The following is a 20,767-nucleotide window of genomic DNA, read 5'->3' on the forward strand; positions in this document are numbered from 1 at the left end:
AATTAATATAAGTTTCAATTGATTCTTAAATAAAATCAGGATCACCCGTATACGGGTGATCCTGATTTTATTTATTTTTGTTGTTATTTATACATAAGACAAGAACTTTGATAACTTAAAAACTCAATCCGATTTCTAATACTACATTTATGTAGTATATAATACTTTACTAACTATTAATCCCAATTGCTATAGAGTACTAAATAGTAGGTTTTGTATAACTCCATTGTGAAACTTCAACTAATAAATACTCTATAACCCATAAAAAGATTAGTAAAATATTATAAAGGTAATTAAAAATTTATATAGAATTTTGTATAATTAGAAAATAAAAAAAATTACAAAATAAATTTATCCTTGTCAAAAAAATAACGAATTTAAAAATATAACAGAATTTTTTAGGATTATATAAAAGTAAGTAAAAATATGTGGAGGTGGATAGTGTGAAGAGATTTGAATATTTTAAACCCAAGTCATTGCAAGAAGCAAGTGAATTATTATTACAGTATGCTGGTGAAGGCCACATACTAAACGGCGGTACAGATGTGATTGTAAGAATGCATGAAGGACTAAGTGCACCTAAGGCCATAATTGATATCAAAGGGATTAATAGACTAAAAGAAATTACCTACGATGAAAAGGAAGGATTAGTAATTGGAGCCTGTGCAACTATGTATGAAATGGAGCAAAATAGAAATCTAGTGGAGAAATATCGTGTTTTAGCAGAGGCTAGTCATACAGTAGGGTCTTGCCAAGTAAGAAACCGTGCCACAATGGTAGGAAATATTACAAATGCGTCTCCTTTAGCAGATACAGCAACTCCACTATTGGCTATGGATGCTATAGTAAAGGTTTTTGGTCCAGAAGGACAACGAGAAATTTCAATTCATGATTTCTTTGTTTGGGTAAGGAAAACCTGTCTAAAAGAGGGAGAGATTGTTACAGGCGTAAAACTACCTGCATTTGGGGAAAAGGTTTTCGGTAGCTACCAAAAACATGCAAGGAGAGATGAAGTAGATCTATCTACAGTTTGTGCTTCTGTGGTGAAGGTAGACAGTTCTATACGGATTGCCCTAGGATCTGTAGCTCCAACTCCTATTCGTGCAAGAAAGGCAGAAGCTTTCCTTCTAGGAAAGGAATTAACAGAGAAAATAATTCAGGAAGCAGCTGAGATTGCTGTAAGTGAGACAACACCAATAGGTGATATTCGAGCATCTAAGGAATATAGACAAGAAATTATTAAGGTACTTGTAACAAGAGGATTAAAAGAAATTACAACCATGTAGGGGAGGGGAAAATTTTGAAATATGATATTAGCTTTATTTTAAATAACGAACAAGTACATATCAGTGTAGACCCACATAAAACACTTTTAGACATGATACGGGAAGATTTGGATTTAACTGGTGCTAAGGAAGGCTGTGGTGCTGGAGAATGTGGAGCTTGTACGGTCCTAGTAAATAATAGACCTGTAAACGCATGTTTAATGCTAGCTGTAGAAGCAGATGGCCAGGAAATTATAACTATTGAGGGACTATCAACAGGAGAAGAATTAGATGAACTACAAGAATCATTTATAGACCATGCAGCACTACAATGTGGGTATTGCACACCTGGCATGATTATGTCAGCTAAAGCGCTATTAATGAAAAATCCCACACCTACAGAGACAGAAGTAAAAAAGGCTATTAGTGGAAACTTATGTAGATGTACAGGATATAAGAAAATTATCGAGGCGGTTATGGATGTAGTAAATAAGAATCAGCAATAAAATTGAAAGGAGGAAAAAAATAATGAAATATATCGGTAAAAGCGTAAATCGTGTTGATGGAATTAAAAAGGTTACAGGAGAATTAAAATATGTAGATGATATGAAGCTTCCAAAAATGTTATATGCAGATGTAAAGCGAAGTCCCTACCCTCATGCCAAGTTATTAAAAGTAGATACGAGTAAGGCAGAGGCTTTGCCAGGAGTGAAGGCAGTTATTACAGGCAAGGATGTGCCTAATCGAGTAGGGCTTTATCTTGAAGACAAAACCTTTTTAGCTACTGATAAAGTTCGTTATAGAGGCGAGGCTATAGCAGCCGTAGCAGCTGAAACTAAAGAAATAGCAAAAATGGCAATAGATTTAATTGATGTAGAATATGAAGAATTACCAGTAGTAAGTAATGCTGTTGAAGCTTTAAAGCCAGATGCTCCTTTGGTGCATCCAGATTTAGGAGAATATCATTATGGCCCAATTTTTTTCCCAGAACCAGGTACAAATATAAGTAATCACTACAGAGTAAGAAAGGGAGATGTTGAAAAAGCTTTCGAGGAAGCAGAACATATTGTAGAAAATAGTTTCTTTGTGCCTCATATTCAACACAGTCCTATTGAAAATCATAGTGCCATTGCTCAAATGGATCGTGATGGGAGCTTAACTATTTGGTCTAGTTGCCAATCTCCATATGCAGTACGCAAGGCACTTTCTGTAGCTTTTGACTTACCATTAAACAAAATTCGTGTACTTTCACCAGCAGTTGGTGGTGGATTTGGTGGCAAGGCAGGAACAACCCTAGAGGGTATTATTATTCCATTAGCCAAAAAGCTAAGAGGGAGACCAATAAAATTAACTTATTCAAGGGAAGATGAATTTGTAAACAGCTTTGTAAGGCAAGGAATGCACGCAACGATTAAAACAGGAGTAGATAAAGATGGTAAAATCATAGGTGTTAAAAATAACTTTGTCTGGGACGGTGGAGCATATACAGAATATGGTGTAAACATTGTAAGAGCTGGAGGCTATAGTTCATCAGGACCATATGATATTCCTAATCTATGGACAGATTCAATTTGTGTATATACAAATCATCCTGTTGGAGGACCTTATAGGGGATTTGGAATGTCAGAAATACATTTTGCTATAGAACAAAACATTGATCTATTAGCAGAAAAACTTGGCATAGACCCAGTAGATATTAGAAGAATAAATGGGTTAAAGCCAGGAGGAAGTAACGCTACTGGAGAAATTATTGAGCAGTGTGGATTATTAGAATGTTTAGAAGATGTAGCTAAAAATATTGAGTGGGGTAAGAGAAATCCTCCAAGTAAAACTAATAAGGTTAGAGGAAAAGGTATTGCTTGTGGATTCAAGGCTCCATCTATGCCGAATGACGTAGCTTCTGCTGCTATTATTAAATTGAATGAAGATGGAACAGCACATCTTTTAGTAAGTGGCCAAGATATTGGTCAAGGTTCTGATACTGCGTTGACACAAATTGCAGCAGAGGCATTAAGCATACCACCTCATAAGATTACAATTAAGACCGGAGACACGGACCATACTCCATACGAATGGCAGACTGTTGCTAGTCGTATAACCTACTGTTCAGGTAATGCCATCATTAATGCCTGCGAAGATGCAAAAGAACAGTTATTTGAACTAGCACAGCTAGCTCTAGGGATATATAAGCGAGATTTAGTATTAGTCGATGGATATGTGGCATCTAAAATCTATCCAGATAAGAAAATTGCTATTAAAGATCTAGCTTTAGGATTATCCTTGCCAGATGGTTCTGGAATTCATGGACCTATTATTGGAAGAGGTTCATTTATACCACCTAATGTTAGAAATACAGATAAATTTACTGGACAAGGTGAAAAACCAGTTGCCTTCTGGACATATGGTACTCAGGGTGTAGAAATTGAAATTGATAAAGAAACAGGAAAAGTTGATGTATTAAAGGTAGCTTCCTGCTTTGACGTAGGTAAGGTTATAAACCCAAATCTAATTGAAGGGCAAGTAGAAGGTGGAATTATTCAAGGGATTGGGTCTGCTATTTTCGAAGAATTAGTAATCGAAAATGGCATAGTTAAAAATCCGTCCTTTGTAGATTATAAAATACCAACTGCTGATGATATGCCAGAAATGATTGTAAATTTTGTAGAAAATCCAGAAGAAACTGGACCTTTCGGCGCTAGAGGTGTAGCAGAGCCTTGTATGGTGCCTACTGCTCCTGCCATTGCAAATGCAGTATACGATGCTATAGGGGTCAGAATTAAATCTTTACCAATTACAGCAGAGAAGATTTTAAAGGCTATTAAAGAAAAAGAAAAGAATTCTTAAGATTTACTAAACCGACTTGTTATCTCGAAGCCTCAACAAGTCGGTTTAAATAAATACAAGTGGGGTTTAGGGTAAGGTTAAAAGTTTTAATAAATACAGAGGAGGTTGTTATATGAGTAAACAAGAAGTTGTCGAAAAGCACCAGCCAATTAGGGATGGGGATCATATTCCTACAGGGAAAAAGATTATACTTGGAATGCAGCATACGTTCACCATGTTTGGAGCTACAGTTTTAGTTCCACTAATAACAGGAATAGATATTTCAGTTGCTCTATTTATGGCAGGTGTAGGAACTCTTTTATTTCACTTCTTAACTAAAAATAAAATTCCAGTGTTTTTAGGTTCATCCTTTGCTTTCATAGCACCAATGCTTATGGTTTCTGAAATGTATGGTATTCCATATGTTCAAGGTGGAATTGTAGTTGCAGGTCTTACCTATGTAATAATAGCAGGTCTCGTTTATTTCTTTGGTCACGAGAAAATTGTAGAATATTTTCCACCAATTGTTACAGGTCCAATTATTATGGTAATAGGATTAAAGCTGGCTCCTACTGCAATTGATATGGCTAGCCAAAATTGGCTATTAGCAGTAGTAAGTTTACTTATAGTTATAGGAGTAAGTATTTATGCAAAAGGTTTCTTTCAGGTACTTCCTGTTTTATTTGGATTAGTAGGTGGGTATATATTTGCTGCAATAACAGGAAATATAAATTTTACGCCTGTTACAGAAGCAGCTCTATTCGGTCTTCCTAACTTTACATTTCCTAAATTTAATCTTGAAAGTATTATGATTATTGCACCTATTGCAGTAGCTACTGTAGTAGAGCATATTGGTAATATATTGGTTGTTGGAACAACTGTTGAAGATGACTTTATTGAATCTCCTGGACTACATCGTACACTTCTTGGAGATGGATTAGCTACATCTCTGTCTGCTTTCTTTGGTGGACCAGCAAATACAACATATGCTGAAAATACAGGAGTATTAGCTTTAACTAAAATTTATCACCCAGTAATTATGAGAATAGCAGCAGTTTTCGCTATTATTTTAGGGGTTATGCCAAAGCTAGGTGCAGTTATTAGCACAATACCATCCTCCATAGTTGGTGGTATCTCTATTGTATTATTTGGTATGATTGCATCTGTTGGGAGCAGAAGCTTAGTAGAAAATAAGGTTGATTTTACATCATCTAAAAATTTAATTATTGCAGCAGTCATCTTTGTATTAGGTTTAGGTGGAGCTGTACTACCAGTTAAACTTGGAGCTGTTAGCTTTACAATAGAAGGCATGGCTTTAGCAGCAATTGTAGGTATTATTTTAAATAAGGTTTTACCAAAGGAATAATTAATAAAACCCCACTTAAGGATGATAACGCCCTATTAAAAATAGAGGCGTTATTATTTTGTGAAAACTTCACAAAGGAACAAAGATTATTTTGTAGAATACACAAAATATAAATGTTAAATAGTAGACAATCGAGAGCAAATATTGTTAATAAACCACAAAAACACAATAAGTCAGAAGATACAGAAAATATGTACTTGGCGATAGGGGGAAATCACCTTGAACAAATCATTAGGGATTACTGTAGCAGAAATGATTTTATTAAAAGATTTGCTGGGAGCAAAAGTGTTAGCTGGAGAAGGAGGATTAGAGCAAAGGATTACCCAGATTAATGTGATGGAAGTGCCTGACATTGTAGATTGGGTTCATGTAGGAGAGTTTTTGCTTACTACAGCCTTTTCGATAAAAGAAGATATAACTGTACTAAAAGGGTTAATTCCTAGGCTGAAGGAAAAGGGAGTTGTAGGCATTGGAATTAAAATGAAACGATATATTGAAAGATTGCCAGAGGATATTATTAATACAGCTAATAAATACAAATTTCCTATTATCGAAATTCCTTATAAAGCTTCTTATACAGACATTATGATGCCAGTGCTTACGGAGATTATCAGTAGACAAACCAGCATGTTGATGAAAGTAGAAGAGATCCATAATGAGCTTATTCGTGTAATGCTAAGAGGTGGAAGCTTTAAAGAAATATTAGAAGGCATCTCTCATACCATTGGAAATACAGTTGCGATTAAGGATGAAATTTTTGATGTAGTTGTAGCCCACGGAAGTAAAGAAAAAAAGTATGAGATCGAGACCAAACTTAAAGACGAAAAACTAGAAGAGTCTATTCTCAATATGACTATAGTAGAGGATGAACTATTAGGAGATAGGGTAAATAGGATAATGGTCCCTATTTATGTAGATGAACGATATTATGGTTATTTAGCTATATGGGAAGATAATAAAAAGCTAACTTCTATCGAAATATCTTCTCTTGAATCTTCTATCCCTGTTATCGCATTACATATTCTTAAGAAGATTTCTATATTTGAAATTGAAAGTCGGCATAAGGTAGAGTTTTTTGACGACCTTTTATCGAGGGATGAAAAAAGACAGCAACTTGCCGTTGATCGAGCAGCACTCTTCGACTTTGATAGAAGATTAGGATATTCTGCTCTTGTAATTTCCATTAAAAATATTAAAGGTTTTGTAAAGGAAACCTTAAACAATTCAACCTTCTTATATCAGTTAAATAGTAAAATTATGCGAATAATAGATCGCTTATCAAGAAATAAAGAAGCAAAATTTGTTTATGGAAACAAAAGCGATCAAATTATTGTACTATATGGAACGGACCCTACTAAAAGTAGTGCCCAAGTAAAAAAAGAGGTTATGAGTTTTGCAAATGATATTATAAAAAGTGTTGACGAAGAAATAAAGGAAATTTCTATATCTATTGGGATAGGACGATTTCATAAAGAGCCAGGGCATTTGTGGAAAAGCTACAATGAAGCTACAAGATCTCTTCAAAATAAGGGAGTTAATTATAAAAGTGAATATATGCATTTTGATGATTTAGGAATTTATCGTATTTTTTATTTAGAGGAAATGGAAAGTGAGCTTCATCAATTTTATCGTGATACCCTAGAGCCACTTGTGGTGTACGATAAGGAAAAGAGCTCTGAGCTTGTGAAAACCCTACAGATGTTTTTTCAGTATGGAGGAAATTTGAAAAAAGTATCAGAGGAAATGTTTACTCACTACAATACAATTGTCTATCGGATGCAGAGAATTAAAGATATTACAGGAATGAACTTAGAAAATCCAAATGATCGTTTGAACCTTCAAGTTTCTTTTAAAATCTTTGAAATGTTTAGAGAAGCGTAAAACTTGGTATAGTAAATTTCCACAAAAACACAATGAAATATTTAGAAGAACTCTCTAAAGGAAAAGCACCTATTTTCAACGAATTATCTAAATATAATAAATATAATCAAAATACAGATTGTTCACAACAAACAAAGATTATCATTATTATTACTTGCTATAAAATAATTCGTAAAGGAAAGAAAGCTATGAAGGCCATATGGATTTGTGCTAATACTAAGAAACTAATAGAAGAGCGAACAGAACTCATGGGGTCGGTACATTCTGTCTTTAATAGAACCTGTAATATTATAACTGATGATGATTTATTAATTGCTCTTATATCAAGTCAAATCCCCAATACACCTAGATCTATTTCTCTTAACCTACCAGAGGATCAAAATTTTCATTCCTTTGGATTACAGAAGGGAATACCTTTTATTCTCAACGAAACAGCAATAACTGTAGGAATAGATCATTTAAAAATTGACCTATCAAAGGCAAAAATATGGGACCCAAATCCTATACTTGACTTTAAAGGATTAGGAGAAGATATTGTTTTTCAAAATATAGAACTTTTAAAAAAAGTGTTGGTAGATAGAGGTAACTTTAATGGTATTGCACCTATTTTCTTAGAAATTAGCAACTATTTACAAGATTCTCATGAAGAATTAGAAGAACTTCAAACTAATCACTACTGCTCTTTTATTTACTCAAAAATTCAAAAACTCATTGAATTACTAATAGAAGAAAATATAGAAGGGATTAGCATAATGGCCAAGCAGATTATTGGCTTTGGTCCAGGATTAACGCCTTCTACTGATGATTTCTTAACAGGACTTATGGTTTCTATGTTATATGCTAGAAAATATTCTGGTCTTGATCTTAGTAGAGTATATAAGATTAATAGAGTTATAGTAGATGGGACTGTTTACAGAACCACAAAGGTGAGTTCAGAGATGCTGCAATTTGCTTCAAAGGGTAAAGTTGCAGATCATATTCGAAAACTAATGATAAGTCTTTTCTCAGAAAGGGACAAAAAGCAATTAATTAGAAATATATGCTCTGTAATTGAGACTGGAGAAACATCGGGATCTGATTTAATAGCTGGAGCTTATATAGGCTGTATTTTAACTTTATATAATAGAAAGGAGAGTAAAAAACTAAAATGCATTTAAATGTCGAAGTAAGAAAAAACACCTATTACGATTCTGTAGCCCTTATGCTCATTAGTAAAGAAGTAAAACAGATGGAAGTTGTCAATGAGGTACTAGTGGGAATGGGTACAGATCTAAATAAAGAATTAGCAGAAAACTTAGGATTAGCTAATAATGCAGTAAGAGAGCTAGGAGTAAATGATTTTTTTGTATCGGTTTTAACTGAAGATAAAGATGATTTTCATCAAGTAATCGAGAAAGTAAATAAATTATTAAATCAAAAAAAGGAAGCCTCTAGTGGAGAATATAAACCGCCAACTTTTGATGCAGCAGTTAAGTATGCTTCAGATTCTAACTTCGTTTTAATTTCTTTACCAGGTAAATATGCCTTTGACGAGGCGAAAAAAGCTTTAGATAAAAATATGCATGTTATGCTATTTAGCGATAACATCAAGGTGGAAGAGGAAAAGGAGTTAAAGGAAATAGCAAGAGAAAAGGGCCTTTTGGTTATGGGGCCAGATTGTGGTACAGCCATTATTAATAATGTTCCATTGGCATTTGCAAACGTAATAAAGCAAGGTTCCATAGGAATTGTAGGGGCATCAGGCACAGGTACACAAGAAGTAAGTGTAATTATAGATAAGCTAGGGGCTGGAGTTAGTCAAGTAATTGGTACAGGTGGAAGGGATCTAAGCAAAGACATTGGTGGGATTATGATGATAGAGGCTATTAAGGCTCTAAGTGAAGACCCATCAACAAATGTAATTGTACTTATTTCTAAACCACCAGCAGCAGAAATTGCTGAAAAGGTGCTAGCATTGGCAAAGGAATGTGGTAAACCCTTCGTAGTAGACTTTATAGGAGGAGACCCAGATACAATTAGAGAATACGGTGGAGTACCAGGATACACATTAGAGGATACAGCTTATAAGGCAGTTGCATTAGCTAATGGGGAAGAACCAAAGGATATGCTTGGTTTTGAAATAGCAGAAGAGAAAGTTGAAGATCTTGTAAATAAAGAAATAGCTAAATTACAACCAGATCAAAAATATTTAAGAGGAATTTATACTGGCGGAACACTTTGTGATGAAGCTATGAAACTATTATTTAATGAATTAGATGGAATCTATTCTAATATACCATTAAAGCCTGAATTTTTACTTGAAGATATACATATAAGTAAAAAACATACTTGTATTGACTTAGGAGACGATGTATTTACAGTAGGTAAAGCTCATCCTATGATAGATCCTTCAGGGAGACAGGAAAGATTAGTAGTTGAAGCCAAAGATGGAAGTATTGCAGTTATTCTAATGGATTTTGTATTAGGATACGGATCTCATGTTGATCCTGTGGGAGAGATGATTCCAAGTATTGAAAAGGCAAAGGCAATTTTAAAGGAACAAGGTAAGGAAGTTATATGGGTTGCTTCTGTCTGTGGAACAGAAGGAGATCCACAGGACTTAGTGAATCAAGAACAGAGGTTAATAGAAGCAGGCTTTGTAGTTATGCCATCTAATGCTCAAGCAGTAAGATTTGTATCAAAGATTTTAAAGAATATTCAGTAGAGGAAGGGTGAATCATGATCAATAAATTTTTTGGTAAGGAAGTAAAAGTGATTAACCTAGGATTAGAATCCTTCGCAAAGGACTTAAAGGCACAAAATATTAAGGTGGTTCATGTGGATTGGAGACCTCCAGCTGGTGGAAATAAAAAAATGATATCCTTATTAGCCAAATTAAAAAAATAATAGAAATAACTATAGGTTATTTACAGGGAAATAATTGTCAACTAGTCAAAGGAGATGATGAAATGATTCAAGAAAGAATTGATAAGGCCAATCAAGAGGCTCTTGAGCGAATTTTAAGTGCTCAACCAACTCTTGTTGGAATCGGTACTGCTGGAGAAATAGTACCTGGAATTACTAAAAAAACAATTTTACATGCAGGACCTCCAGTAACTTGGGATAAAATGAGTGGTCCTCTTAGAGGAGCTGTTATTGGTGGATTAATCTATGAAGGATTAGCAGCCAATGAAAAAGAGGCAATTGCCTTAGCTGAATCAGGAGAAATTCAATTTGACTCCTGTCACCACCATAGTGCAGTAGGTCCAATGGCAGGAGTAACAACTGCATCTATGCCAGTGTGGATTATACAAAATACAACCTTTGGTAACTATGCTTATTGTACATTAAACGAAGGTTTAGGAAAAGTACTAAGATACGGTGCCTATAGTCAAGAAGTAATTGAAAGATTAAAGTGGATTGAGACTATATTAGCGCCTGTGTTAAAGGATGCGTTAGCATTATCTGGACCAATTGATTTAAAGACAATGATCGCCCAAGTTGTTTTAATGGGTGACGAAGGTCATAACAGAAATAAAGCAGGTACATCTTTACTTATGAGAGAATTAGCGTCTCACATTGTTATGACAAAACACTCAGACAAGGACAAATCTGATGTATTAAAGTTCATGCATGGCAATGATCATTTTTTCTTAAATCTAACAATGCCAGCATGTAAGTCTACATTAGATCCAGCAGCAGGAATAGAATATAGTACCATTGTTTATGGCATGGCAAGAAACGGTACTGAGTTCGGCATAAGGGTTTCAGGCTTAGGAGACAGATGGTTTACAGCTCCAGCAGAAATTATCGATGGTCTATTTTTCCCAGGATATAGTGCAGCAGATGCAAATCCAGATATCGGAGATAGTGTTATTACAGAAACTACTGGAATTGGTGGATTTGCCATGGCAGCAGCGCCTGCTATTGTACAGTTTGTAGGGGGAACTCCAGATGATGCAATTAACTATTCTAAGTCAATGTACGAAATTACAGAGACTGAAAACAATACATATAAAATTCCTGTATTAAACTTTAGAGGTACAGCTACAGGAATCGATATTCGTAAGGTTGTTGAAACTACTATTTTACCAATTATTAATACAGGTATAGCTCATAAAGATCCTGGGGTAGGTCAAGTAGGTGCAGGACTTGTAAGACCTCCAATGAAGTGTTTTGAAGATGCCCTAGAGGCCTTTGTAGAAAAGCTTGAGGCAGAAGGCGTACTATAATAGAAGGTTTTGTTACTATTAAAATAAAAATAATAAAATTAAGGGGGAAACAAAAATGAATTTTTGGAACAATGTAAAAATGTATGATTTAACACAAAACTTAAGCCATTTAACACCACCATGGCCAACTTATGAGCCATTACAAGTTAAATTTTTTAAAAGATTATCACCAAATGGAGCAAATGGACAATTAATTACAACATCAAACCATGTAGGTACTCATTTAGATGGACCTCTACACTTCGATACAGCTGGAAGAGATATTGCGTCATTACCACTTGAAAAATTAGTAGGACCTGGAGTTGTAGTTGACTTATCGGATATTTCTGAAGATTTCAGTATTTATACTCCACAAGACATTATGGATAGAGTAGAAGTTAAAAAAGGTGATATTCTAATCATTAATACTGGATATCACAAATATGGTTGGGATCAACCAGAAGCAGATGAAAGAAGATATATGTTAAGACATCCTGGTCCATCAATGGATTTTGTTGATTGGGTTAAAGAAATGGAAATTAAGTGGATTGGTGTTGACTGCGGATCTGCTGACCATCCAATGAACACTAAAATTAGAGATTGGGAACCAGGAGAAGCTAAGCGTTGTGATGAATATATGAAAGAAAAATATGGTAAAGGCTTAAATGAAATTTATCCGTGGCCAGAAGTATACCAAGCAATGCATATTAAGGTATTTCCAAAACCACACGAAATTATCCATGCGGAAAATGTAGGTGGACAAATTGATGAAATACTAAATAAAAGAGTAATAGTTGGATGCTTCCCATGGAAATTTGAAGGTGGAGAGTCTGCTATGTGCAGAATTGTTGCCTTTGAAGAGCAAGCTTAATTAAAAAAATATATATTTAATAATTGCCCGCCCTGGTGTGGGCTATTATTAAATCATGATTTGTTATCTTATTTTAGGAAGTACATAAATAAATTACTAATAGGAGGTTGTGTTATGAAAGAACATATAGCAGCCTGCGTACAGATCGCAGTAGAGCCAAATCAGATTCAACTTAATATCGATAAATGTTGTCATTGGTTAGAAAAAGCAGTTAAAGAATATGAGGCAGAGCTTGTAGTATTTCCAGAGTCTATTACAACAGGATTCGCTCCTAATATGCCTATAGAAGAATTCTATGAAATACTTCAGCCAATTCCAGGAGGTCATACAGAGCAAATTCAAAAGCTAGCTAAGGAATTAGGGGTTCATGTTGTACTGCCTCTTTATGAGCGTGGTCAAGAAAAAAATGTTGTTTTAAATAGTTCTGTACTAATTGATGATACAGGAGAAATTTTAGCTAACTATAGAAAAACCCATCCATTTCCAACAGAACGTTTGGGAGGAGGCGGTTGGACAACTCCAGGAAACAGTACAGTGGTGGTCGATACAAAACTTGGTAAGATTGGTATGATTATTTGCTATGATGGAGATTTTCCAGAGCTTTCGAGAGTACTAGCTCTAAAGGGAGCGGAAATTATTACAAGACCTTCAGCCTTATTAAGAAGCTATGAAATTTGGGAGATGGTTAATAAGGCTAGAGCTTATGATAATCATGTATATATGCTAGCTGCTAATGCGGTAGGTCCTGATGCAGGAAAGAACTATTATTTTGGTCATAGTATGATTATTAGCCCTATAGCACAAACCTTAGCTTTAGCAAGGGGAACAGAAGAAATAATTGCAGCAAAATTAGATCCAAATCCAATTAAGAATATTAGCTATGGTACAAAGTCACCAATGATATTTGATCATCTTGAAGATCGAAATGTTAGAGCATATGAGGGAATATTGCAGGAAGGTAAAAGTAGCTTCGAACCAGCTAGGAGAATACCTTATAAATAATTATGTGAGTTTGCACTTTAGTCTACTGTTGTAGGAAGAATTTTTAGACTTTTTCGATACTTTCAAATAATAGTACATGGGAGAAGAATATAAATGAAAAAAGAAAAAATTGTAATTGCTCTGGGAGGAAATGCTTTAGAAAAGGAAGGGATTCCAGCTACGGCGGAATCCCAATTAGAAACCATAAGAGAAACGGTTAGATATGTAGTTGATATTATAGAAGATGGATATCAAGTAATAGTAGCTCATGGAAATGGGCCTCAGGTTGGAAGAATTGTACTTCAAAATGAAGGAGCAGCTCATTTAACACCAAGTCTACCATTCGATGTATGTGGCGCTATGTCTCAAGGATATATCGGTTATCATATTCAGCAAGGAATAAAAAATGAATTTAAAAGAAGAGGTAAAGACAACGGAGTAATTAGTGTAGTTACACAAGTGGTGGTAGATCAAAATGACCCAGGGTTTAAAAATCCAACAAAGCCAATTGGACCTTTTTATAGTGAAGAAGAGGCAAGAAAGCTGGAGATAGAAAAGGGATATAATGTGGTAGAAGATGCAGGACGAGGCTATAGAAGAGTGGTAGCATCTCCTAAGCCATTACAAATTGTGGAGTTAGAGGGGATCAAAACATTAATTGATACTGGACTTACAGTCATTACCGTTGGAGGTGGGGGAATTCCTGTTATTAAAAGGGATGATGGCACCTTAGAAGGGGTTGCAGCAGTAATCGATAAGGATTTAGCTTCTGAAAAGTTAGCAAAAGATTTAGATGCGGATGTTCTATTTATTCTAACGGCTGTAGAACAAGTAGCTATTAATTTTAATAAGCCAAATGAAAAGTGGTTAAGTGAACTAACCATAGCTGAGGCAGAAAAGTATATAACTGAGGGTCATTTTGCCCCAGGATCAATGTTACCTAAAGTAATGGCAGCTGTAGATTTTGTAAAGGGAAGACCAGGCAAGAAAGCTATTATCACTTCTTTAGAAGGGGCATTACGAGCGCTACAAGGTGAGACTGGCACTGTGATTATTGATAGATAGGAAAGGTGGTATAAGAATGAATCAGGCATTAGAAGGGATAAAGGTTTTGGATTTAACTAGAGTATTGGCAGGACCGTACGCTACCATGATACTAGCAGATCTAGGAGCCGATGTTATTAAAATTGAAATGCCCAATATAGGAGATGATTCAAGACAATTTGGTCCATTTGTTGGTGAAGAAAGTGCATATTTTATGAGTTTAAATCGTAATAAAAGAAGCATTACGCTGAACCTAAAATCTGAAACTGCTAAAGGCTTATTTGTAGAAATGATTAAAGAAGCCGATGTGGTAGTAGAAAATTTTAGACCAGGGACCATGGAAAAACTTGGATTAGGTTATGATGAACTAAAAAAGATTAATCCAAGAATTATATATGCTGCTTCCTCTGGATTTGGTCATACAGGCCCATACAGTAAACGTGCTGCTTATGATGGTGTGGTACAAGCTATGGGTGGAATCATGAGTATTACGGGTGAAAAAAATGGTAAGCCCACAAGAGTAGGTCCATCTATTGGTGATATTGCGGCAGGCATGTTTACTTCAATAGGAATACTAGCGGCACTACAATATCGAAATGTCACAGGGGTAGGACAAAAAGTAGATGTAGCAATGTTAGACTGTCAAGTGGCTATATTAGAAAATGCTATTTCAAGATATGTAGTTACTGGTGAAATACCAAATCCGGCTGGAAACCGACACTCTTCTATTGTTCCATTTGAGCCTTTTGAGACAGTTGATGGAGAAATTATGATTGCAGCAGGAAATGATACTCTTTGGACTAAGCTTTGTGAAGTGATGGAAAGAAGCGATTTAGCGGATCATGAATACTTCAAAACTAATTTATTAAGGAATACTAACTACGATATACTACGTCCAATGATTGCCGAAGCAATTAAAACAAAAACTACATATGAATGGCAAGAAATTTTAGATAGGGTTGGGGTTCCAAATGGTCCGATAAATACAGTAGATAAGGTACTGCAAGATCCTCAAGTAATAGCTAGGGAAATGATTGTAGAAATTGAACATCCTGTAGCTGGAAAATTAAAAATGCCAGGAGTTCCTGTAAAACTAAGTGAAACCCCTGGAAGTATAAGAAGACCTGCACCATTATTGGGTCAGCATACAGAGGAAATTTTAAAAGAAATACTAGGATTCACAAATGAAAAAATTGATGAACTAATGAAGGAGAACATATTTTAATTTTTTGGTTAATACATATAATACATAACATAATTTTAAAAGGTTGCTGAATAATATATTTTTCATATATTATTCTTTTGAGCAGTAAAGGTATCATATACGTACATTCCCTTATTGTTCTTTTGAAAGGATATAATAGAAGTAAGTCGAATTATAGTAAAAAAGGCGATGAGGGATAAATATTCTATTAGAATATGAGGAGCGAGATTAGATGATAAAACTTAAAGAAATGATCCTATATGCTGTCTTCTTTATTATCGGAGCCATGATATCATATGGATTTACGATGAAAAGAAACAAAAGAGCTTTAAAAGAAATTGAAAAGACTATAGAGGAATATGGTCAAGGGAATGTACTATATCGAATAAATACTGCAGAGGGAAATGATAATTATAAAAGCATAGCAGATGCCTTTGAACATTTACATACAATGTTAAAAAATTGGGTTTTCGAATTTATTCGATCCTCCACAGTGATTACGGCTTCTTCAAAGATGGTAAAGGAAGATGCTCATAATTGCATGGAAACGATTAATAGCCTAAGTCATAATGTACAGTCATTTGCTGCTGGGGCACAGGGAGTAAATAGCGAAATTTTAAATTTTACGGCTCTATCTCAGCAACTATCAGTAAGCATTACTGAGGTAGCTAACATTAGTGAGAAAATGAATGACAAGGCTAATGCTACGAGAAAAACAGTTTTTAATGGCAGCCAGGCTATTGAAGGGGCTATTAAAACTATAGAGGAAATAAGTCATTCTCTAGAAAACTCAGGGGATGAAATTAAAAGGCTAAATGAATTGATGGCTGAAGTTCAAGGAATCGCAGGGAGAATCAATGGAATTGCAGATCAAATCAATCTTTTATCTCTTAATGCTGCCATTGAAGCAGCTAGAGCAGGGGAGCATGGAAGGGGATTTGCAGTAGTAGCGCAGGAAGTCAGAAAGTTGGCTGATGAAAGTGCGAATGCAGCTACAGAAATTGGAGGAATTATTAATGGCATAATTCATCAAGTAGGGACTACTTTAACCCACATGGAATTAGGTATTAAACAAGGACAAGAAAGTGAAAAAATTGCCGTAGATGCTCGTGGACACCTTCAAGAAATTACAGAATCAATAGAAGATATAGTAACCTCAATAAACGGAATTACTCAAAGTATAGGAGAAAATGCGAAGGCAACGGAAGACATGGCAGAAAATATTGAAAAAATTGCAGCCTTTTCCCAGGAAACAACAGCCACTATTTATGAAATTGAGGATATGATGGATGCACAAAAAGAATTTATAGAAGCAAACGTTAACAGTATTAATGAGCTAGATAACATTAGTAGAAAACTAGATGTATTCGGTAGCGGATTTGATCGAATGTTAGGGGAATATCTAATTCAACTAAGTGAACAATTTGCTGATGATATTGTAAACAATGGAATAGATCAAAAGAAGATCAAAGAGTTTGCTCGAAAAACTGGAGCGGTGAATTTTTGTGTTAGTGACGAAGATGGACTGATGCATTATGCCTCCGACGATTCTGTGATAGGATTTAGATTACCTGAGGATCAAAATAGTCAAGCCTACGAGTTTAGAAAAATCTTAGGAGATAAATCTCTAAAGATATCCCAACGAATGCAAAAGAGAGATGTTGATTCAAAATACTTTAAGTTTGTTGGTGTGGCCAGAAAAGACCAAAAAGGAGTTGTACAAGCAGCCTTAGCACTAGATGATTTAGAGAAGTTTACATTAGATTAGTGAGGAGAAATAGGGATGAACATACATCATATTATCATCATTAAGGGAGCTGGGGATTTGGCTACGGGGGTAGCACATAAGTTATTTAGAAGTGGTTTTCCTATAATTATGACAGAAATTAAAGACCCCACCTGCGTCAGAAGAAATGTATCCTTTGCTAATTGTATTTATGAAGGTGAATGCGAAGTAGAAGGAATAAGGGCTAAAAAGGCAAATAATTACGAGGAAGTACTGGAAATAATAAGTCAAAATAGTATTCCAGTTATTATAGATAAGGAATGCAATATAAAAGATTATGTAAGACCTTTAGCGTTAGTAGATGCGATTTTAGCTAAAAAAAATACAGGAACTACTAGAGAAGATGCGTCGGTTGTTATTGGTTTAGGACCAGGCTTTCAGGCTGGAACTGATGTAGACGTAGTAATCGAAACTAATAGAGGTCATAACTTAGGGCGTTTAATTTTTGAAGGTTATGCTGAAACTGATACAGGTGTGCCCGGAGAAATCGGTGGATATACTTTGGATCGAGTACTTAGGACACCTGCTACAGGCATAATCCAGAGTTGTAAGCAACTTGGTGAATCTGTTAAAAAGGGAGAAGTGATTGCTCTAATTGGAGAAGTAGAAGTGAGAGCAGCTATAGATGGGATTATTAAAGGACTTATACATGACCAAAGCCAAGTAGAAAAAGGAATGAAAATAGGCGATATTGATCCTAGAATTAACATTAAGACAGTAAGTACAATATCAGAAAAGGCTAGATGTATTGCAGGTGGTGTGCTAGAGGCTATCATGATTTATGCGAAAGAAAATAATTTTTTGAAATATCAATAGAACGGTCTCGTTTATTTGTAGTATTATGGGCATATTAGTTATATCATGTTTAAATTGACAAAATTTTCTTAAAGCAATATAATAATATATAGGGTCTTATGGTAAAGATAATATTTTTTATGGAAGGAGATGTTTTTGATGAATGTAAATATAAGGGTGATAGTAATCTAAAACTAAATATATGCGGAAATGAAACTTTAGGGTAGTATACCCTTTGTTTGTGTTGCATTTTCGTAGTAACTGATAACCTTTCATAATATACTGCCTATTAAGGATAAGTAACACGACAGGAAGGTCGTGTTTTTTTATACCCGCATATAGCAGCCGAATTCAAAGGTTGTTTATCTGCGGTATTTTTATGCCCATTTTTAGTAATACAAAATATATATTGAAAGGAGTGATGTAATATGAAAATTTTAAATTATAAAGTTAAAAATTATTATAAAAATATGGAGGAATTAAATGAATAATAAAAAGATTGAAAGTTATGGTTATACAGATTTTTATAAAAGACAAGTAGAAGAATTGACCACAAGTGATAGAAGCTTAATACCTGCAAGGGTTATAGAGGTTCACAGAGAGCAATACAAAATTGCAACAGAATTTGGTGAAAAAACAGCTAGGCTAAAGGGGTCATTATTTTATAATGGGGAGTTTAATAATGAATATCCTGTTGTAGGTGATTTTGTTTTAGTACAACAAAATCTTTATGGTGAAGATGTAATTTATCATGTTCTTAAGAGAAAGAGCAAATTTTCAAGGATTGATTCATTTAATGAAATAGAACAAGTTATAGCAACCAATTTTGATTATGTTTTTGTTATGACATCACTTAATCATGATTTCAATATTAGACGATTAGAACGATACTTAACTATTGCTTGGCAAAGTGGGGCTATGCCTATAATCATTTTAACAAAGATAGATTTGTGTAAGGATTATGTAATTCAAAAATCACAAATTGAGCAGATTGCTGCAGAAGTCCATATAATAGCAGTAAGCTCATATACTGGGGAAGGTCTTGATGAGGTAAGAGAATATATTAAACCTTTTCAAACTATTGTTTTTCTTGGATCATCTGGGGTAGGAAAATCTTCACTTGTAAATGCTATTGCAGGTGAAGAAATTATGAAAGTAAATAGTATTAGAGAGGATGACAGCAAAGGTCGCCATACTACAACTCATAGACAGCTTGTTATGCTTGGAAACGGTACTATGATAATTGATACACCAGGTATGAGAGAACTAGGAATGTGGGATGTATCTGAAGGCTTAGATACTACCTTCACTGATATTGAGGAACTTTCAAGAAACTGTAAATTTGCTGACTGTAACCATGAAAATGAACCTGGATGTGCAGTAAAAAAAGCTTTAGCAAATGGTGATCTTACAAGTGAGAGATGGAAAAATTATATAAAGCTTAAAAAAGAAGCTAAATTTGCAGAGTGGAAGGAAAGTGTAGGTACAAGATTGAAGAAAAAAGCTCACCATAAAAATATAGCTAAATTTCAAAGAGAGTACTATAAGAATAAGAAATAGGGGATATATAATATATAAAATATTTATTAGAATAAAAAATTTTAATGAATATATCTGATGTATATAAGCAGATTAATTATACAATATAAGGTACAAATATTATGCTATAGCCATGGTTAACCACACTTACAAAAATTAGCCCATTGATATTAATTAATGGGCTTTTCAAAATTATGTGTTTTAGCATAAATAATATATTTGTATAGGGGGGCTTCAAAAAAATATGTATTTAAGTGGTAGATACACTCTAATAAAATAAAACTACATGTAATGGATATGCTATAATTAAAAGGAAAGAGGTGGTAAAATGCACAGTATACTTTTGGTTGAAGATGATTCGACTTTGGCTATGGGAATAGAATATTCTTTAAAAAATGAAGGCTATAAGGTTAATTTGGCAAATAATGTAGCTTTAGCAAAACAGTTAATAGATGAAGAAAACTATGATCTAATAATACTAGATATAACCTTACCTGATGGTAATGGTTATGATTTATGCAAATATGTTAGAAATACTAAGGAGACACCTGTAATTTTTTTAACAGCATTAGATGAAGAAGTAAATGTTGTAATGGGACTAGATATTGGAGGGGACGATTATATTACAAAGCCTTTTAAAATAAGGGAACTTCTTTCAAGAATAAGGGCAGTGCTAAGGAGGTATTCACAAAAAACTCCTGAAGGCATTTTGAAATCGGATGATATTAAAGTGATTCAAATACAGAACAAGGTTTATGTGAATAATAAAGAAATATTTTTAACACCTTCTGAGTATAAATTGCTGGTGTTTTTAATGCTTAATGCTAATAAAGTGTTATCTAGAAATGCAATATTAGAAAAACTATGGGATATAGAAGGAGACTTTATAGACGATAATACACTTTCTGTATATATAAGAAGACTTAGGGAAAAGATTGAAAAAGATTCTTCTAATCCCTTCTATATAAAAACTGTAAGAGGATTAGGATATAAATGGGATAAAGAGGTAGGGGGAGAGTAGA

Annotated in this window: 17 protein-coding genes; all 17 read left to right on the forward strand. The window is 34.4% G+C overall.

Going from position 1 to position 20,767, the window contains the following annotated elements; all coding sequences use genetic code 11:
• Nucleotides 1-443: 443 nt before the first annotated feature.
• The 17 genes from KQI88_RS02705 to KQI88_RS02785 all read left to right on the forward strand — a co-directional run bounded on the left by KQI88_RS02705 (nt 444) and on the right by KQI88_RS02785 (nt 20,766).
• Nucleotides 444-1,286, forward strand: coding sequence for an FAD binding domain-containing protein (locus tag KQI88_RS02705; protein ID WP_216414814.1), 843 nt, complete (start codon nt 444-446; stop codon nt 1,284-1,286).
• Between the two features lie 14 nt (nt 1,287-1,300).
• Complete coding sequence (locus KQI88_RS02710; protein WP_246579089.1) at nt 1,301-1,771, forward strand: (2Fe-2S)-binding protein; 471 nt, start codon at nt 1,301-1,303, stop codon at nt 1,769-1,771.
• 22 nt (nt 1,772-1,793) lie between these two features.
• Nucleotides 1,794-4,109 carry a xanthine dehydrogenase family protein molybdopterin-binding subunit gene (locus KQI88_RS02715; protein ID WP_216414815.1) on the forward strand — a complete coding sequence of 772 codons (2,316 nt, stop codon included), beginning with the start codon at nt 1,794-1,796 and terminating at the stop codon, nt 4,107-4,109.
• A 112-nt stretch (nt 4,110-4,221) separates the two neighbouring features.
• Entirely contained in the window at nt 4,222-5,454 is a 1,233-nt protein-coding gene (locus KQI88_RS02720; RefSeq protein ID WP_216414816.1) for a uracil-xanthine permease family protein, read from the forward strand.
• Between the two features lie 219 nt (nt 5,455-5,673).
• Nucleotides 5,674-7,335 carry a PucR family transcriptional regulator gene (locus KQI88_RS02725; protein WP_216414817.1) on the forward strand — a complete coding sequence of 554 codons (1,662 nt, stop codon included), beginning with the start codon at nt 5,674-5,676 and terminating at the stop codon, nt 7,333-7,335.
• Between the two features lie 188 nt (nt 7,336-7,523).
• Nucleotides 7,524-8,492, forward strand: a complete 969-nt coding sequence (locus tag KQI88_RS02730) for a DUF2877 domain-containing protein (RefSeq protein WP_216414818.1) — start codon at nt 7,524-7,526, stop codon at nt 8,490-8,492.
• Entirely contained in the window at nt 8,483-10,039 is a 1,557-nt protein-coding gene (fdrA, locus tag KQI88_RS02735; RefSeq protein WP_216414819.1) for an acyl-CoA synthetase FdrA, read from the forward strand. The genes KQI88_RS02730 and fdrA overlap by 10 nt, the downstream gene beginning before the upstream one ends.
• Nucleotides 10,040-10,053: 14 nt before the next feature.
• Nucleotides 10,054-10,221: a fdrA domain protein gene (locus tag KQI88_RS02740; RefSeq protein ID WP_212379524.1), complete on the forward strand. Its 168-nt coding sequence runs from the start codon at nt 10,054-10,056 to the stop codon at nt 10,219-10,221.
• A gap of 62 nt (nt 10,222-10,283) precedes the next feature.
• Nucleotides 10,284-11,546 (forward strand): YlbE family protein, encoded by a 1,263-nt coding sequence (locus tag KQI88_RS02745; RefSeq protein ID WP_216414820.1) that lies wholly within the window; start codon nt 10,284-10,286, stop codon nt 11,544-11,546.
• 55 nt (nt 11,547-11,601) lie between these two features.
• On the forward strand, nt 11,602-12,396 hold the full coding sequence (locus KQI88_RS02750) for a cyclase family protein (RefSeq protein WP_212379520.1): 795 nt from the start codon (nt 11,602-11,604) through the stop codon (nt 12,394-12,396).
• Nucleotides 12,397-12,510: 114 nt separating this feature from the next.
• Nucleotides 12,511-13,398 carry a carbon-nitrogen hydrolase family protein gene (locus KQI88_RS02755; protein ID WP_216414821.1) on the forward strand — a complete coding sequence of 296 codons (888 nt, stop codon included), beginning with the start codon at nt 12,511-12,513 and terminating at the stop codon, nt 13,396-13,398.
• Between the two features lie 93 nt (nt 13,399-13,491).
• The gene (arcC, locus tag KQI88_RS02760) at nt 13,492-14,442 is read left to right on the forward strand and encodes a carbamate kinase (RefSeq protein WP_216414822.1); all 951 of its coding nucleotides are present in this window, start codon (nt 13,492-13,494) and stop codon (nt 14,440-14,442) included.
• 16 nt (nt 14,443-14,458) lie between these two features.
• Nucleotides 14,459-15,646 carry a CaiB/BaiF CoA transferase family protein gene (locus KQI88_RS02765; protein WP_216414823.1) on the forward strand — a complete coding sequence of 396 codons (1,188 nt, stop codon included), beginning with the start codon at nt 14,459-14,461 and terminating at the stop codon, nt 15,644-15,646.
• Between the two features lie 211 nt (nt 15,647-15,857).
• Nucleotides 15,858-17,393 (forward strand): methyl-accepting chemotaxis protein, encoded by a 1,536-nt coding sequence (locus KQI88_RS02770; protein WP_216414824.1) that lies wholly within the window; start codon nt 15,858-15,860, stop codon nt 17,391-17,393.
• A 15-nt stretch (nt 17,394-17,408) separates the two neighbouring features.
• Nucleotides 17,409-18,227 (forward strand): selenium-dependent molybdenum cofactor biosynthesis protein YqeB, encoded by an 819-nt coding sequence (gene yqeB / locus KQI88_RS02775; RefSeq protein ID WP_216414825.1) that lies wholly within the window; start codon nt 17,409-17,411, stop codon nt 18,225-18,227.
• 462 nt (nt 18,228-18,689) lie between these two features.
• Nucleotides 18,690-19,766 (forward strand): ribosome small subunit-dependent GTPase A, encoded by a 1,077-nt coding sequence (rsgA, locus tag KQI88_RS02780; RefSeq protein ID WP_216414826.1) that lies wholly within the window; start codon nt 18,690-18,692, stop codon nt 19,764-19,766.
• A gap of 307 nt (nt 19,767-20,073) precedes the next feature.
• On the forward strand, nt 20,074-20,766 hold the full coding sequence (locus tag KQI88_RS02785; RefSeq protein WP_216414827.1) for a response regulator transcription factor: 693 nt from the start codon (nt 20,074-20,076) through the stop codon (nt 20,764-20,766).
• Nucleotide 20,767 lies beyond the last annotated feature (1 nt).

Source organism: Alkaliphilus flagellatus, from assembly GCF_018919215.1.
Taxonomy (GTDB): Bacteria; Bacillota; Clostridia; order Peptostreptococcales; family Natronincolaceae; genus Alkaliphilus_B; species Alkaliphilus_B flagellatus.

What these genes read in the sequence shown, in the direction of transcription:
- KQI88_RS02715 (WP_216414815.1), top strand. Translation starts at nt 1,794, where the DNA reads ATGAAATATATCGGTAAAAGCGTAAATCGTGTTGATGGAATTAAAAAG.
- KQI88_RS02720 (WP_216414816.1), top strand. Translation starts at nt 4,222, where the DNA reads ATGAGTAAACAAGAAGTTGTCGAAAAGCACCAGCCAATTAGGGATGGG.
- KQI88_RS02730 (WP_216414818.1), top strand. Translation starts at nt 7,524, where the DNA reads ATGAAGGCCATATGGATTTGTGCTAATACTAAGAAACTAATAGAAGAG.
- fdrA (WP_216414819.1), top strand. Translation starts at nt 8,483, where the DNA reads ATGCATTTAAATGTCGAAGTAAGAAAAAACACCTATTACGATTCTGTA.
- KQI88_RS02740 (WP_212379524.1), top strand. Translation starts at nt 10,054, where the DNA reads ATGATCAATAAATTTTTTGGTAAGGAAGTAAAAGTGATTAACCTAGGA.
- KQI88_RS02745 (WP_216414820.1), top strand. Translation starts at nt 10,284, where the DNA reads ATGATTCAAGAAAGAATTGATAAGGCCAATCAAGAGGCTCTTGAGCGA.
- KQI88_RS02750 (WP_212379520.1), top strand. Translation starts at nt 11,602, where the DNA reads ATGAATTTTTGGAACAATGTAAAAATGTATGATTTAACACAAAACTTA.
- KQI88_RS02755 (WP_216414821.1), top strand. Translation starts at nt 12,511, where the DNA reads ATGAAAGAACATATAGCAGCCTGCGTACAGATCGCAGTAGAGCCAAAT.
- arcC (WP_216414822.1), top strand. Translation starts at nt 13,492, where the DNA reads ATGAAAAAAGAAAAAATTGTAATTGCTCTGGGAGGAAATGCTTTAGAA.
- KQI88_RS02765 (WP_216414823.1), top strand. Translation starts at nt 14,459, where the DNA reads ATGAATCAGGCATTAGAAGGGATAAAGGTTTTGGATTTAACTAGAGTA.
- KQI88_RS02770 (WP_216414824.1), top strand. Translation starts at nt 15,858, where the DNA reads ATGATAAAACTTAAAGAAATGATCCTATATGCTGTCTTCTTTATTATC.
- yqeB (WP_216414825.1), top strand. Translation starts at nt 17,409, where the DNA reads ATGAACATACATCATATTATCATCATTAAGGGAGCTGGGGATTTGGCT.
- rsgA (WP_216414826.1), top strand. Translation starts at nt 18,690, where the DNA reads ATGAATAATAAAAAGATTGAAAGTTATGGTTATACAGATTTTTATAAA.
- KQI88_RS02785 (WP_216414827.1), top strand. Translation starts at nt 20,074, where the DNA reads ATGCACAGTATACTTTTGGTTGAAGATGATTCGACTTTGGCTATGGGA.